At 65.1% G+C, this 15449-nt stretch carries 14 protein-coding genes; 9 read left to right on the forward strand and 5 right to left on the reverse strand.

Features of this window, described 5'->3' with window-relative positions:
- Nucleotides 1–81 precede the first annotated feature (81 nt).
- The 4 genes from topA to V5279_RS26230 are packed head-to-tail and all read left to right on the forward strand — an operon-like array spanning nt 82 to nt 6419.
- Entirely contained in the window at nt 82–2841 is a 2760-nt protein-coding gene (topA, locus tag V5279_RS26215) for a type I DNA topoisomerase (protein ID WP_338689373.1), read from the forward strand.
- The gene (gene rnr, locus V5279_RS26220) at nt 2842–5205 is read left to right on the forward strand and encodes a ribonuclease R (RefSeq protein WP_338689375.1); all 2364 of its coding nucleotides are present in this window, start codon (nt 2842–2844) and stop codon (nt 5203–5205) included.
- Entirely contained in the window at nt 5196–5633 is a 438-nt protein-coding gene (locus V5279_RS26225) for a DUF983 domain-containing protein (RefSeq protein WP_029081045.1), read from the forward strand. The genes rnr and V5279_RS26225 overlap by 10 nt, the downstream gene beginning before the upstream one ends.
- Nucleotides 5634–5669: 36 nt before the next feature.
- Nucleotides 5670–6419, forward strand: a complete 750-nt coding sequence (locus V5279_RS26230) for an NUDIX hydrolase (RefSeq protein ID WP_338689378.1) — start codon at nt 5670–5672, stop codon at nt 6417–6419.
- 29 nt (nt 6420–6448) lie between these two features.
- Here the strand turns inward: V5279_RS26230 and V5279_RS26235 are convergent, their stop codons facing one another.
- Nucleotides 6449–6964, reverse strand: a complete 516-nt coding sequence (locus tag V5279_RS26235) for a GDSL-type esterase/lipase family protein (RefSeq protein ID WP_338689380.1) — start codon at nt 6962–6964, stop codon at nt 6449–6451.
- Between the two features lie 147 nt (nt 6965–7111).
- Between V5279_RS26235 and V5279_RS26240 the strand changes: the two genes are divergently transcribed.
- The gene (locus tag V5279_RS26240) at nt 7112–8437 is read left to right on the forward strand and encodes an LLM class flavin-dependent oxidoreductase (protein WP_338689382.1); all 1326 of its coding nucleotides are present in this window, start codon (nt 7112–7114) and stop codon (nt 8435–8437) included.
- A 20-nt stretch (nt 8438–8457) separates the two neighbouring features.
- On the opposite strand, the gene V5279_RS26245 is transcribed toward V5279_RS26240, so the two are convergent.
- Nucleotides 8458–8796 carry a hypothetical protein gene (locus V5279_RS26245; RefSeq protein WP_338689384.1) on the reverse strand — a complete coding sequence of 113 codons (339 nt, stop codon included), beginning with the start codon at nt 8794–8796 and terminating at the stop codon, nt 8458–8460.
- A gap of 428 nt (nt 8797–9224) precedes the next feature.
- On the opposite strand from V5279_RS26245, the gene rpmG reads away from it, so the two are divergent.
- Nucleotides 9225–9392, forward strand: a complete 168-nt coding sequence (gene rpmG / locus V5279_RS26250) for a 50S ribosomal protein L33 (protein ID WP_018271988.1) — start codon at nt 9225–9227, stop codon at nt 9390–9392.
- Nucleotides 9393–9498: 106 nt separating this feature from the next.
- Nucleotides 9499–10029: a hypothetical protein gene (locus V5279_RS26255; protein ID WP_338689391.1), complete on the forward strand. Its 531-nt coding sequence runs from the start codon at nt 9499–9501 to the stop codon at nt 10027–10029.
- On the opposite strand, the gene V5279_RS26260 is transcribed toward V5279_RS26255, so the two are convergent.
- From V5279_RS26260 to V5279_RS26270, 3 genes are all read right to left on the reverse strand, one after another.
- Nucleotides 10026–10154 (reverse strand): hypothetical protein, encoded by a 129-nt coding sequence (locus V5279_RS26260; protein ID WP_256375187.1) that lies wholly within the window; start codon nt 10152–10154, stop codon nt 10026–10028. The genes V5279_RS26255 and V5279_RS26260 overlap by 4 nt on opposite strands.
- Nucleotides 10155–10225: 71 nt before the next feature.
- Complete coding sequence (locus V5279_RS26265; protein ID WP_166294318.1) at nt 10226–11620, reverse strand: ammonium transporter; 1395 nt, start codon at nt 11618–11620, stop codon at nt 10226–10228.
- A gap of 496 nt (nt 11621–12116) precedes the next feature.
- Nucleotides 12117–13349 (reverse strand): MFS transporter, encoded by a 1233-nt coding sequence (locus tag V5279_RS26270; RefSeq protein WP_338689396.1) that lies wholly within the window; start codon nt 13347–13349, stop codon nt 12117–12119.
- Here V5279_RS26270 and V5279_RS26275 point away from each other — a divergent pair.
- Together V5279_RS26275 and V5279_RS26280 are read left to right on the forward strand one after the other, a co-directional pair.
- Nucleotides 13321–14085, forward strand: a complete 765-nt coding sequence (locus tag V5279_RS26275; protein ID WP_338689398.1) for a TetR/AcrR family transcriptional regulator — start codon at nt 13321–13323, stop codon at nt 14083–14085. The two genes, V5279_RS26270 and V5279_RS26275, sit on opposite strands and share 29 nt — an antisense overlap.
- A gap of 130 nt (nt 14086–14215) precedes the next feature.
- A complete protein-coding gene (locus V5279_RS26280; protein WP_338689400.1) occupies nt 14216–15421 on the forward strand; it encodes a serine hydrolase domain-containing protein in 1206 nt (401 codons plus the stop codon).
- Nucleotides 15422–15449: the final 28 nt, after the last annotated feature.

The following is a 15449-nucleotide window of genomic DNA, read 5'->3' on the forward strand; positions in this document are numbered from 1 at the left end:
CACCCATGTTCGCCCCGACACGGCGGGCCGCGAGTCTAGCGGAACCGACCTTCAAGTTTTCCCGTAAGCTATTGGAATGACATGAATATCGTCATTGTGGAGTCGCCTGCCAAGGCCAAGACGATCAACAAATATCTGGGATCCTCCTATGAGGTCCTGGCGTCGTTTGGCCATGTCCGCGACCTCCCGGCCAAGAACGGTTCGGTCGATCCGGACGCCAATTTCCAGATGATCTGGGAGGTCGACGCCAAGGCCGCTGGCCGTCTGAACGACATCGCCAAGGCGCTCAAGGGTGCCGACCGTCTGATTCTCGCAACCGACCCTGATCGCGAGGGCGAGGCGATCTCCTGGCACGTGCTGGAGGTGATGAAGGAGAAGCGCGCGCTGAAGGACCAGAAGGTCGAGCGCGTGGTGTTCAACGCCATCACCAAGCAGGCCGTCACCGATGCCATGAGGGCGCCGCGCCAGATCGATGGCGCGCTGGTCGATGCCTATATGGCGCGCCGTGCGCTGGACTATCTGGTCGGCTTCACCCTCTCCCCCGTGCTGTGGCGCAAGTTGCCCGGCGCCCGCTCCGCCGGCCGCGTGCAGTCCGTCGCGCTGCGGCTGGTCTGCGACCGCGAACTCGAGATCGAGAAGTTCGTGCCGAGGGAATACTGGTCGTTGGTCGCGACGCTGCTGACGCCGCGCGGCGACGCCTTCGAGGCGCGGCTGGTCGGTGCCGACGGCAAGAAGATCGCGCGACTCGACATCGGCTCCGGCGCCGAAGCCGAGGACTTCAAGAAGGCGATCGAGGCCGCGTTGTTCAAGGTCGCGACCGTCGAGGCCAAGCCGGCCCGGCGCAATCCGCAGGCCCCCTTCACCACCTCGACCCTGCAGCAGGAAGCGAGCCGCAAGCTCGGCTTCGCGCCGGCGCACACCATGCGCATCGCGCAGCGGCTGTATGAAGGCATCGACATCGGCGGCGAGACCACCGGCCTGATCACCTATATGCGAACCGACGGCGTGCAGATCGATCCGTCCGCGATCACCCAGGCCCGCAAGGTGATCGGCGAGGACTATGGCAACGCCTACGTGCCGGACGCGCCGCGCCAGTACCAGGCCAAGGCCAAGAACGCCCAGGAAGCGCACGAAGCGATCCGCCCGACCGATCTGTCGCGTCGCCCCGCCACCATCGGCCGTCGGCTCGATACCGACCAGGCCAAGCTCTATGAGCTGATCTGGAAGCGCACCATTGCGAGCCAGATGGAGTCGGCCGAACTCGAGCGCACCACCGTCGACATCGAAGCCAAGGCCGGCGCCCGCACACTCGAGCTGCGCGCCTCCGGCCAGGTCATCAAGTTCGACGGCTTCCTCGCGCTCTATCAGGAAAGCCGTGACGACGAGGAGGACGAGGATTCGCGCCGCCTGCCCACGATGAGCCAGGGCGAAGCGGTGAAGCGCCAGAGCCTTGCCGTCACCCAGCATTTCACCGAGCCGCCGCCGCGCTTCTCGGAAGCCTCGCTGGTGAAGCGGATGGAAGAACTCGGCATCGGCCGGCCCTCGACCTACGCCTCGATCCTGCAGGTCCTGAAGGACCGCGGCTACGTCAAGCTGGAGAAGAAGCGGCTGCACGGCGAGGACAAGGGCCGCGTCGTGGTCGCGTTCCTGGAAAACTTCTTCTCGCGATACGTCGAATACGACTTCACGGCCGATCTCGAGGAACAGCTCGATCGCGTCTCCAACAACGAGATCTCCTGGCAGCAGGTGCTGAAGGATTTCTGGAGCGGCTTCATCGGCGCGGTGAACGACATCAAGGATCTGCGCGTCGCCGAGGTACTGGATGCGCTCGACGAGATGCTTGGCCCGCACATCTATCCGCCGCGCGCGGATGGCGGCGACGTCAGGCAGTGTCCGACCTGCGGCACCGGGCGGCTCAACCTCAAGGCCGGCAAGTTCGGCGCCTTCGTCGGCTGCTCGAACTATCCGGAATGCCGCTACACAAGGCCGCTGGCGGCCGACAGCGCCGAGAGCGCCGACCGCGTGCTCGGCACCGATCCCGACACCGGGTTCGATGTCACGGTGAAGGCCGGCCGTTTCGGCCCCTACATCCAGCTTGGCGAGCAGAAGGATTACGCCGAAGGCGAGAAGCCGAAGCGCGCGGGGATTCCGAAGGGCACCTCGCCTGGCGATGTCGATCTCGAACTGGCGCTGAAGCTGTTGTCGCTGCCGCGCGAGATCGGCAAGCATCCGGAAACCGGGCAGCCGATCACGGCCGGCCTCGGCCGGTTCGGGCCGTTCGTCAAGCACGAGAAGACCTATGCCAGCCTCGAGGCCGGCGACGAGGTGTTCGACATCGGATTGAACCGCGCCGTCACGCTGATCGCGGAGAAGATCGCTAAGGGTCCGAGCGGCCGCCGCTTCGGCGCCGACCCGGGCAAGCCGCTCGGCGACCACCCGACGCTGGGCGCCGTCGCGCTCAAGAACGGCCGTTACGGCGCCTATGTCGCGGCCGGCGGCGTCAACGCGACGATTCCGAGCGACAAGACGCCCGATGAGGTCACGCTTGCGGAGGCGATCGCGCTGATCGACGAGCGCGCGGCCAAGGGCGGCGGCAAGGCAAAGGGCAAGAAGGCGAAGGCGGCAAAGCCCGCCAAAGCCAAGGCCGAAACGGCCGACGGCGATGCCGAGGCCAAGCCCGCCAAGAAGGGGGCGTCCAAGAAGGCCGCGGCGAAGCCGAAAACGGATGCGACCAGCAAGGCGCGCGCGCCGGTCGCCTCCGGTGCCAAGACGTCGCCTGCAAAGTCATCGGCACCCGCGAAAGCGCCCGCGAAGAAGAGCGCCGGCAAGGCAAGAGGATAAGTGAAACCAAAACCCGACCATGGCTTTCCGGGCCGGGACGCCATCGTCGCCTTCATCCGCGCCAATCCAGGCAAGATCGGCACCCGCGAGATCGCGCGCGCGTTCGGCCTGAAGAACGCCGACCGCATCGAGTTGAAGCGGATCCTCCGCGAGCTTGCCGACGACGGCACGGTCGCCAAGCGCGGCCGCAAGATTCACGAGCCGGCGGCGCTGCCGCCGACCGTGCTTGCCGACATCACCGGCCGTGACAGCGACGGCGAGTTGATCGCCACACCCGCCGAGTGGGACTCCGAAGAAAACGGCACCGCCCCGAAAATCCGCATCGAGACGCCGCGGCGGCCGAAGCCCGGTACCGTCGCCGGCGTCGGTGACCGCGCGCTGCTGCGGGTCGAGGTGACCAACGAGCGCGACGGCACGCCCTATCGCGGTCGCGTCATCAAGGTGATCGATCACGGACGCACCCGCATTCTCGGCATCTTCCGCAAGAACCCTGAAGGCGGCGGCCGCCTGATCCCGGTCGACAAGAAGCAGGCCGGCCGCGAGCTCAACATCGCCCAGGCCGACAGCGGCGGCGCCGAGGACGGCGACCTCATCAGCGTCGATTTGATCCGCACCCGCGGCTACGGGCTCGCCTCCGCCCGGGTCAAGGAACGGCTCGGCTCGATCGCCAGCGAGAAGGCGATCAGCCTGATCGCGATCAACACCCACGACATCCCGCAGGTGTTTTCGTCTTCTGCGCTGCGCGAAGCCGAAGACGCAAAGCCCGCGACGTTGCAGGGTCGCGAGGATTGGCGCGACGTGCCGCTCGTCACCATCGACCCGCCGGACGCCAAGGATCACGACGACGCCGTGCATGCCGAGGTCGACCCCGATCCGAACAACAAGGGCGGCTTTATCGTCCATGTCGCGATCGCCGACGTCGCCTTCTATGTGCGGGCGGGCTCTGCGCTCGACCGCGACGCGCTGCAGCGCGGCAACTCGGTGTATTTCCCTGATCGGGTGGTGCCGATGCTGCCCGAGCGCATCTCCAACAATCTCTGCTCGCTGGTGCCGGGCGAACCGCGCGGCGCGCTCGCGGTGCGGATGGTGATCGGCGCCGACGGCCGCAAGCGCTCGCACACCTTCCACCGCGTGCTGATGCGCTCGGCCGCAAAGCTCAATTACGCGCAGGCGCAGGCCGCGATCGACGGCAGGCCCGACGACACCACCGGCCCCCTGCTCGATCCGATCCTGAAGCCGCTGTGGGCGGCCTATGAGCTGGTCAGGCTCGCGCGCAACGAGCGTGACCCGCTCGATCTCGATCTGCCCGAGCGCAAGATCCTGTTGAAGCCCGACGGCACCGTCGATCGGGTGATCGTGCCGCAGCGGCTGGATGCGCACCGGCTGATCGAGGAGTTCATGATCCTCGCCAACGTTGCCGCGGCCGAGATGCTGGAGAAGAAGGCGCTGCCGCTGATCTACCGCGTGCACGACGAGCCGAGCCAGGAAAAGGTGCACAACCTCCAGGAATTCCTGAAGACGCTCGACCTGCCCTTCACCAAGCAGGGCGCGCTGCGGCCCGCGCAATTCAACCGCGTGCTGGCGCAGGTTTCGGGCGAGGATTACGAGCCGCTGGTCAATGAGGTGGTGCTGCGCTCGCAGGCGCAGGCCGAATATTCCGCCGAAAACTACGGCCATTTCGGCTTGAACCTGCGCCGCTACGCGCACTTCACCTCGCCGATCCGGCGCTATGCCGATCTGATCGTGCATCGCGCGCTGATCCGCGCGCTCGGCCTCGGCGAAGGCGCCTTGCCGACGGATGAGACCGTGGAGACACTGGCCGAAATCGCCGCGCAGATTTCGGTGACCGAGCGGCGCGCGATGAAGGCGGAGCGCGAGACCACCGACCGGCTGATCGCGCATTTCCTTGCTGACAAGGTCGGCGCCTCGTTCCAGGGCCGCATTTCCGGCGTGACGCGATCCGGCCTGTTCGTGAAGCTCGATGACACCGGCGCCGACGGCCTGATCCCGATCCGCACCATCGGCAGCGAATATTTCAACTACGACGAAACCCGCCATGCGCTGATCGGCTCGCGCAGTGGAACCATGTATCGGCTTGGTGACGTCGTCGACGTGCGGCTGGTCGAAGCCGCGCCGGTGGCGGGCGCGCTGCGCTTTGAGCTATTATCCGGCGGCCAGGCAATTCCGCGCGGCAGAAAACGCGACGGCGCAAGGCCTGAGCGCAGCGCTGTGGGATTTGGCAAGGGACCAGGCAAGGGAACTGGCAAGAAGGCACACAAGGAGCGGAAGGCGCGCAACAAGAAGGACCGCAAGCCGGCGAAGTCCAAGCCCGGCAAATCGAAGCGAGGCACGTCATGGAAGTGACACCGCCGACAGTGGTCTGGACTCGCGACGGAGCCGAGCCCGAGAAGCGCGACGTGTGGACCGCGATGAAGCGCGGGTTCCTCAGCCGCTGCCCGCGCTGCGGCAGAGGCAAGCTGTTTCGCAAGTTTCTCAAATGCGACGGCCATTGCCCGGTCTGCGACCTCGACTTCTCGCCGCATCGCGCCGACGATCTGCCCGCCTATCTCGTCATCGTCATCGTCGGCCATATCGTGGTACCGACCGCGCTGTGGATCGAGACCGATTATTCGCCGCCGGTGTGGCTGCAACTTGCGATCTATCTGCCGTTCACGCTGTTCGCATCGCTGGCGTTGTTGCAGCCGGTGAAGGGAGCCGTGATCGGATTGCAATGGGCCCTGCGCATGCATGGCTTTGACGAAAATGCCCCTAGCGACATCCCGCCGGTCTAGCTAAACCGGACCCCAAGAAGAAATGAAAGGGATGAAATGACTGAAGCTGCCGCACCTGCCGCCGTCGTCCACCAGGGCGAAAAAGAAGCCGATCATCATGCGTACTTCCGGCCGAAAGATGCGGCGACGCTGATCCTGATCGATCGCTCCGGTGCCAAGCCGAAGGTGCTGGTCGGCAAGCGCCACGACAAGGTGGTGTTCATGCCGGGCAAATTCGTCTTCCCCGGCGGCCGCGTCGACAAGGCCGACAGCCGCGTGCCGGTCGCAGCCCCGATCACGCCGGAGCTCGAAACCAATCTGCTCAAGGGCAGCCCGAAGATCACACCCGGCCGCGCGCGTGCGCTCGCCAATGCAGCGATCCGCGAAGCCTGCGAAGAGACCGGGCTCTGCCTCGGCCGCAAGGTCGAGAAGACACTGAGGCTCGACGGTCCCTGGGCGCCGTTCGCCGACGCCGGCCTGCTGCCCGATCCGTCCGGCCTGTTCCTGATTGCGCGCGCGATCACGCCGCCCGGCCGCGTCCGCCGCTTCGACACCCGCTTCTTCACCGCCGATGCGTCAGCAATCGCGCACCGCGTCGAAGGCGTGGTGCATGCCGACGCCGAACTGGTCGAGCTGGTCTGGGTCGAGATTGGCTCCGAGCCGCTCGCGGACGCGCATGCCATGACCAAGAACGTGCTGGCCGAGCTCGACCGCCGTCTCGCCACCGGCCCGCTCCGCCACGACGCGCCGGTGCCGTTCTTCCATTTCTACGGCGGCAAGATGCATAAGGACGTGCTGGGAGCATGACCCCTGCTGCGCCGGGACACGGTGTCAGGTCAGTGCACGGCTGATATCACCGAGGGCAGCATGTGCGCGGCGACCACCCTGTGTCCCTCCGGCGTGAAGTGAATGTGGTCCGGCTGCAGATAATTGCGCAGCACCGCATTCCACCACATCGGGATCACGCGGATGCCCCGGCTGCGAAGCCGCGCCTCGATCGCAGCGAGCTCGGCGGTTTGATCCCCTTGATGCAATCGCCTGGCGTTCCAGCCGCCGCCGAGCCGGTCGAGCAGCACGATCTTCGTCCCTGCGGGGACCGCGGAATCGAGCCGGGCCAGCATGCCCGCATTGGTCTCGCCGTTGATGCCGGCGTTGGTGACGTGAACGCTGCGGCCCTTCGCCGCGAGCATGCCTTCCAGTTGCGCCGGCCAGGCATCCGAACTGCTGACGCCCCGGCCCGCGACATTGCTCGCGCCGATCGCAACGATCTGCGCCCGCGCCGGGCTGCCGAGACAGAGCGCGATCGCAACCAGGAAGCCCGCGATCAGCCATGGCCTTGCCGGATAGATCATGTCCCCCTCCACGATGACAAAGGCGTCGGGTTGAAAATATCCTCTGCTCGTCGCCCAGATTGCAAGATTCTTCTTAAGGACCCTCATGGCGTTGTCCGCGGCGCTCCCTATCTGTTCCGCTAACGACATCAAGAACGGAACGGGGCAATGGCGAAGCGTCAACTCAAGCTCGGCGCGTTCATGCGGCCGATCAGCATCCACACCGGCGCCTGGCGCTATCCCGGGGCCTGGCCCGACGCCAATTTCAACTTCGACCATATCAAGCAGCTGATCCGGAAGCTCGAGGCCGGCAAGTTCGACGCGTTTTTCATGGCCGACCATCTGGCCGTGCTCAACATGCCGATCAACGCGCTGAAGCGCAGCCACACCGTGACCTCGTTCGAGCCGTTCACCCTGCTCTCGGCGCTCGCGGCCGTCACCGAGAATATCGGCCTGATCGCGACCGGCTCGACCACGTTCGACGAGCCCTATCACGTCGCCCGGCGCTTCGCCTCGCTCGACCACATCTCCGGCGGCCGCGCCGGCTGGAATATCGTCACCACATCCAATCCGGACGCGGCGCTGAATTTCGGGCTCGACGATCACATGGAGCATGCCGAGCGCTACAAGCGCGCCCGCGAATTCTACGATGTCGTCGCCGGCCTCTGGGACTCCTTCGCCGATGACGCATTCGTGCGTGACGTCGAGTCCGGGCTGTTCGTCGATCCCGACAAGATGCATGTGCTCAACCACAAGGGCAAATATCTCTCGGTCCGCGGTCCGCTGAACATCGCCCGCCCCGTGCAGGGCTGGCCGGTCATCGTGCAGGCCGGCGCATCCGACGACGGCAGGCAGCTTGCGGCCGAGACCGCGGAGGCCGTGTTCACCGGCGGCGGCAGCCTTGCGGACGGACAAAAACTCTATGCCGACATCAAGGGCCGCATGGAGAAGATCGGCCGCGATCCCGAGCATCTGAAGATCCTGCCCGGCGCCTTCGTGGTGGTCGGCGACAGCGTCGAGGAAGCCAAGGAGAAGCGCGCGTTGCTCGACAGCCGCGTGCATTACGAGAGCGCGATCGCCTCGCTCTCGGTGATCCTCGGCACCGACGCGTCCGGCTTCGATCCCGACGGGCCATTGCCGCCGATCCCGGAAACCAATGCCAGCAAGAGCGGCCGGCAGCGCCTCGTCGACGTCGCCGCGCGCGACAAGCTCACCGTGCGCCAGCTCGCCCAACGCGTCGGCGGCTATGGCGGGCTCGCCTTCGTCGGCACGCCGCAGACCATCGCCGATCAGATGGAGGAATGGCTGACCGGCCGCGGCAGCGACGGCTTCAACATCATGTTTCCGTATCTGCCGCAGGGATTGTTCGAGTTCGTCGACAAGGTCGTTCCCGAATTGCAGAGGCGCGGGATCTTCCGCAAGGACTACGAAGGCAAGACCCTGCGCGAAAATCTGGGCCTGCCGCGGCCGAAGAACCAGTTCTTCGAGGCCTGATCGGGCGCAGACGATCGATGCTAGTCCGCGTCGGGCTCGGTGCCGACATAGTCCTTCGGCCGCAGCTTCAGCTCGGCCCCGAGCGTCTGCGCAAACTCGTTCGCCTCGTCGCGGCGGCTGAAGGACACCATGACCGGCCTGGTGCCGCGGCCTCCGCACAGGCTCACGTGATACGCGGTGAAGCTGCAATCGGGATCGGAGTGATCGGTGATACTGATGAACTTGAATTCGCTGAGTTGGCGCAGGCTGCGAAACTTCAGCGGACCGAATTGCTTGGTGACGATCAGCTGCCGCGCGATCGGGTCGACCTCGATGAAGTAGCGCAGCGTCGCGAGGATCAGTCCGGGCGCGCCGATCACCAGCGCAAAGCCGGTCAGGAACAGCAGCCCGACCCAGTCCTCGCTCCAGTAGCCCGATCCCGTCAGATCGGCCTTGAGGATCAGGCCGATGTAGTAGGCAAAGTAGAGGCCGCCTGCGAGGGAACGGCAGCGAGGCCAGGCGGAAGTACCACTGCTTCAGCCATTCGACGCGCACGCCCTGGTCGTCATGGGTGATTGCAACCGACATCCTGTCCTCTGCCATCAGCTGGAAATGGGGACAGGCGGTAGTCGGCAGTCCGGTGCGCCAGGTTCGACGAAAATCGCCGCTTTTGGGTCGAAAAGCCTCGAAATCAGGCCCGTTTCGGCCGGGAAATCCTTGACTTCCCACGGTTTATGGCTAGTTTCCCGGCCAAACGCGGGCCGATTTGGCCGGCTCCCGATATCCCTGCATTTTCGAGGTTTTGCACATGGCCAAGGCGGTCACCATCAAGGTCAAGCTCGTGTCGACGGCCGATACCGGCTTTTACTACGTCGCCAAGAAGAATTCGCGCACCATGACCGACAAGCTGGTCAAGAAGAAGTACGACCCGGTCGCGCGCAAGCACGTCGAGTTCAAGGAAGCCAAGATCAAGTAAGATCGCCTGCTTCTGACGTTTCAAACGGGGCCCTTTGGGCCCCGTTTTTGCTTTGTGTCCACGCGTCATCCCTGATGCGTCCCGGACCGCCCGGGCGAGGGCTCGCATGATTGCAACCTTGGACGAGGGAAACGTCGGCGGCTATTCGGTCGCCTACGGCCGCGAAGACATCTACTTTCCGGTCTATGTCACGGCCGCGCTGGCCGCGATCTTCCTGACCGCGAGCTGGATCACCGGCGCGATCTACTGGCTGGCTCTAGCGGCGGCGGCGGCCGGCTTCACCTACTACAACATCCCCCTGCTGGAGGCCGGTCGTCCGACCATCGGGGCCAACCAGTACGGCATCTTCATCCAGGCCTTCGGGCTGATCCGCTGGCGCGCCATCGCGCGCATCGACCTCGTCGAGATCGCCGAGCGCGCGATGACCGTTCACGAGTTGCAGATCGCGCTCAACGGGCCGCTCGGCAGCGCGCTGGTGGCCGATTGGCGCAAGCGGCCGGCCTATCGGCTGCTGATGCGCTTGCCCTGGCGCATGGACCATCGTGGCGTGGTGCGCGTCAATCTCGGGCCATTCGATCGGTCGCCCGACGAGATCCACCGGACGTTCCTCAGGATGTGGCGCTACTACCGGAGCTAGCGCTTGAACGCCTCATCACGCAGATGCGCATCCGCAATTTGCGCATCAGGATTGTGCGTGATGGTCATGAACCAAACCAGGCTGAAGAACAGCGACCACGCTGTGTTCCAATAGAACCAGTTCATGGGATCACCTCGAACAGCTTTGACCCGCACCGGCCGGCGAACCTCGCCGGCCCTGCGGAACGCCGCCCAGTCTACTGCACGACCTCGCCGTGCAGCGCGAGATCCAGTCCTTCCCGCTCGATCTCCCGCGTCACGCGAAGCCCGACGAAGAGATTGATCACGAACAGGATGACCAGACTCACGACGGCATCATACACGAAGACGGTCGCGACGCCGATGCACTGATTGATGAACTGCGCGGCATTCCCCTCCAGAACGCCTGCCGTACCACCATACTGCTCGACCGCGAACACGCCCGTCAGCAGCGCTCCAACGATGCCGCCGACGGCATGGACGCCGAAGCAATCCAGCGCGTCATCGTAGCTGAACATGCGCTTCAAGCCGGTGCATCCCCAGTAGCAGAACACGCCCGCGGCAATGCCGATGGCAAACGCACCGACCGGGCCGACGAAACCGGAGGCCGGCGTGATCGCGACGAGACCCGCAACGGCACCCGAGCAGATGCCGACGCCGGTCGGCTTGCCCTTCAGCGCCCATTCCACCAGCATCCAGGTGAAGCCCGCCACCGCCGTGGCGATCTGGGTCACCAGCATGGCCATGCCCGCCTGCATTCCCGCCGTGACGGCGGAGCCGGCGTTGAATCCGAACCAGCCGACCCACAGCAGCGAGGCGCCGATGAAGGTCAGCACCATGTTGTGCGCCGGCCCCGTCTCGACGCGCTTGCCGAGCATGATGGCGCACATCAGCCCGGCCACGCCGGCATTGATGTGCACCACGGTGCCGCCGGCGAAATCGAGAACTTTGACATACGCGGCGTCGTTACCCGCCGAGAAGATCCCGTCGGGCCCCCAGACCCAATGCGCGATCGGCGCATAGACGAAGATCGCCCACAGCCCGATGAACCAGAGCATGGCGGAGAACTTCATCCGCTCGGCAAACGCACCGGCAATCAGCGCCGGCGTAATGATGGCGAACGTCATCTGGAAGCAGATGTAGACAGACTCAGGGATGGTCGCGGCGAGCGGATTGGGATTGCCGATGCCGCCCTTGCCGATGTCGCTCAGGATGTCCTTGAGGAACATGCGATCCAGACCGCCGATAAACGGCGTGCCGGCACGGAACGCCAGACTGTAGGTCAGGACGGCAAACAGGATCGTGACCAGGCAGGTGACGGCGAAGCTGGTCATTACGGTATCGCCGACATTCTTCTTGCGCACCATGCCGCCGTAGAACAGGCCGAGGCCCGGTACCGTCATCATCAAGACGAGTGCGACGGACGTGAGCATCCACGCCGTGTCGCCGGGGTTTGGTGTGCACTTCTCGAGAATCTTGCCGCCGCAGGCCGGAGGCGCTGCGTCCTCAGCCAGCGCGAGGTCGCTGAACAGCAGGCACAGAAACGCCACCCCCAGCAGCGCAACCACTGTTCTCACGAGCTTCTGGCGCGTGTATGTCCCAGACTCCATCATCGTCCTCCCATCACAAGAAATGTTGCTGTTCGGAATGGGCGCGGTGCGCTCGAGGCGCCGAGAGGCCACTTGCGCGTTCGGTTATCGGGATGTCTCGAAGTGCCGCGATGCGGGTGGCGGGATGCAGCGAAGCCGCGGCGACATCACGCCGGACGCGAGGCACAAGCGCCCCCTGCTCGGCGGCGCGGCGAAGGCCGTGGTGCGCGGATGGCTGGAGAATGCCGGCGACTAGCCTCATCGCGGCCAGCCCTTCCCATAGGCCCCCAGGCCAGAAACCTCAGCGACGGCTTCCGGCACGATTCCTAGCCATATTCAATCAAGATTCGTGCCATCGGCGCGCACGGAATAACGCTCTGAAAGCGCTGCTACTTCAATCCCCGCACGGGACAACGGCGCGCGCCGCTGCACGTTCTCGCAGCAAATAATCGATGTAAAAATAGGCAGTAACAGCGACTGCCCACACACGGGGCAGTCGCCGATCTTGTCGGATCGGACGCTAGGCGGTCTTGAGCAGCGGCGGCTGCGACGGCCGGATCAGCGCGAACGCGACTTGGATGATGCCGCCGGCAAGGCCGAGCGCGACGCCGATGCGCCAGGCCATGGTGTAGGAGCCGAGCGAGTCGTAGATCACCCCGCCTCCATACGCACCGAGGAAGCTGCCGACCTGGTGGCTCATGAAGGCGAGGCCCTGGATCATCGCCTGCCAGCGCAGCCCGAACATCTCGGCCACCGCACCCGCGACCAGCGGACCGACACCCATCCAGAGGAAGCCCATGATGGCGCCGAACAGCAGCGTCGAGGCAGGCGTCGCCGGCAGCATGAAATACCAGGCGAGCGCCAGCGAACGCAGGATGTAGATCGCGCCGAGCAGCGCGAGCTTGTTCCAGTGCTGGCCGGCCCAGCCGAAGAACAGAGAGCCCAGCACGTTGAAGCCGCCGATCATGCCGAGCGTCTGTGCGCTCAGCATCGGATCGAGCCCGCAGATCGCCAGATACGACGGCAGATGCGTGGTGAGGAAGACGAGCTGCATGCCGCAGACCATGTAGGCGCAGGTCATCACCACGAAGGACGCGTTGCCGAACGCGGTCTTTGCCGCGGTCGCCGCGGTGGCATTGCCGATATCGTCGGCTGCGGGCTTCGGCAACGGAATGCTGTCGACACGCCCTGCGAACCAGGCGGCCGGAATCATCGCGATCGACAGGATGACAAAGCCGGCGAGCCCGACGCGCCACCCGAATCCTTCATTGAGCATCTGGCCGAGCGGCGCCGAGAGCAGCGCGCCGAGCGAGCCCGCACCGGAGACGATGCCGAGTACGGTCGAGCGCACCGTCTCCGGCACCGCCCGCGCGGCAACCGACATCGCAATCGCCGCCGCGGTACAGGCCAGCGAGGTGCCGATCAACGCGCCGCCGCCGATCATGACACTGACCAGCCCATGCGCGGTCGTCATCAGCACCAGGCCCGCGATATCGAGCAGTGCGCCGACCACCATGATGGGGCGGAAGCCGTACCGCACCGTCATCGCACCGGCGAGCGGCTGCAAAAAGCCCCAGGCGAGGTTCTGCACGGCCAGCGCCAGCGTGAAATCGGATATCGAGATGTGGATGTCGTGCGTCAGCGGCTGCATGAAGATGCCGAGGCTCTGCCGCAGCCCCATGCTCAGCGTGAGCATGATGGAAGCACCGATCAGAATGGGAAGCGTGGGACGCAGGACCTGCAACAGGGGCATTGTTCTTGTTCTCCCAAATGGGCACGGCACGCGTGCCGCAGCCTGCAATTCACGCTTGTTTTGGTTACACAGACCTGTGTCCTTAGGCTATACAGGGGGCGAGCTGTCAAGCAAAGAGGATCACGGCTGGCGCATGGCTTCCCCGCCTCCCAAACAGACCATGAAAGAGCGGATCCTCGAGACCGCTGACAAGCTGTTCTACCTGCAAGGCATTCGCGCCATCGGCGTCGACACCATCGTGGCCGAGATCGGCATCAGCAAACGCACGCTCTACAATCACTTCCCGTCGAAGGACGCGCTGATCGAGGCTTACTTGCAGCGCCGCTTCGTGCAGCCCCGCCCCTCCGACAAGCCGCCGGCCGAGCAGATTCTCGCGACCTTCGATTCGCTGGAGCGGCGCTTTTCAGCACGGGATTTTCGCGGCTGCCCGTTTGTGAACGCGGTGGCCGAACTCGGCCCGGAGGACGAGGACCGGACTATCAAAAACATCGCTGTTGCCTTCAAGGAAAGCCGCCGGGTCTGGTTTCGCGATCTGCTGCGGCAGCTCGGCGTCGCCGATGCCGAGGGACTGGCGACCCAGCTCACGCTGCTGGTCGACGGCTCGATTGCGCAGGACCTGGTGCGCGACGATCCGGCCATGGCGCGCGCGGCGAAGGAAGCCGCCCGCGTGCTGCTGGCGAATGCGGGCGTCAAGGTCGCCAAAGCCGATCCCGCAGCCAGGAAGCCAGCTGGCTGAATACGGTTGCGTCCCGAAGCGGCGTTTGGTTGGTAGCGCTGACGACGCGCGACGGCGTCCGAAGGAATATTCCGTCAGGCGAGATTGACAGCGACCGCACAAGCAGCCCGCGGCGCAACAGGGAGCGACCATGGAAGATCTGAAGGTGACGGCCACCGGCTACGATTTCGCGCCGGCGCGCGCGGCCATGCAGCGTTATATCGACAACGATCTCCTGTCCGGCATCTCGTCGGCGGTCATGGTCGGCCGCGAACTGGTCGACGTCAGCTGCGTCGGATGGGCCGACAAGGAAGCGCAGATCCCGCTGCGCACCGACCACATCTTCCGGGTCTTCTCCAACACCAAGCTGATCACCTCCTGCGCGGCGCTGCTGTTGGCCGAGGATGGCCGCTTCCAGCTCGACGATCCGATCGAGAAATTCATCCCGCAGCTCCGCAACCGCAAGGTCCTGCTGAAAGGCGCGACGTCGATCGACCAAACCGAGCCCGCGAAGAGCTCAATCACCATCCGTCAGCTGCTGAGCCACAGCGCCGGTTTGAGCTACGGCTTCTTCGATCCCGGCACCGTCATTTTCAAGGCGCTCAACGAGCGCGGCGTGCACAATCCCAATACGACCTTGGCTGAGATGGTAGACGTGCTGGCCGATCTGCCGCTGATCTATCAGCCGGGCACGTCGTGGGAATACTCGCTCGCGATCGACGTGGTCGCACGCCTGGTGGAAGTCGTCAGCGGCCAGACCTTTGACAAGTTCATCAAGGCACGCATCCTCGATCCGCTCGGCATGGTCGATACCGGCTTCGTCGTTCCGCAAGAGGATCAGGGTCGCCTTGTTGCATACTACGCCGGCGCCGATCTGATGGAGCCGATGAAGCCGGGTCTCACCCGCACCGACAATGCGCCCTTCCCCGGCGCCTATCTGCGTCCGGTCGCACGGCTCAATGGCGGCGGCGGCCTGGTTTCGACATTGCCCGATATGGTCGCGCTGATCCGCAGCCTGCTGCCCGGCGGACCGACGTTGCTGAAGCCGGACACGATCGCAATGATGATGTCCAACCAGTTGCCCGAGGGACAGTGGATCCGCTTCGCGATGATGGGCGAGCAACCCGGCAAGGCGCACGGGCTCGCCGGCGGCCTGATCCTCGACCCCTCGCCGATCGATCATCCCGACGCTGCCGGCGAGTTCTACTGGGGCGGCGTCGCCGGCACGCAGTGGTGGATTTCGCCGAAGACCGGGATGGCCGGCGTGATGATGGCGCAGCGCCAGATGGCGTTCGTCCATCCGTTCTCGTTCGAGTTCAAGCGGATGGCCTATGACGCGGTGAAGCGCGGGCGTTAGGTTCATCCATCCTGTCGTCACCCGCGCA

Source organism: Bradyrhizobium sp. 26S5, assembly GCF_036923295.1.
In the GTDB taxonomy this organism is placed as follows: domain Bacteria; phylum Pseudomonadota; class Alphaproteobacteria; order Rhizobiales; family Xanthobacteraceae; genus Bradyrhizobium; species Bradyrhizobium septentrionale.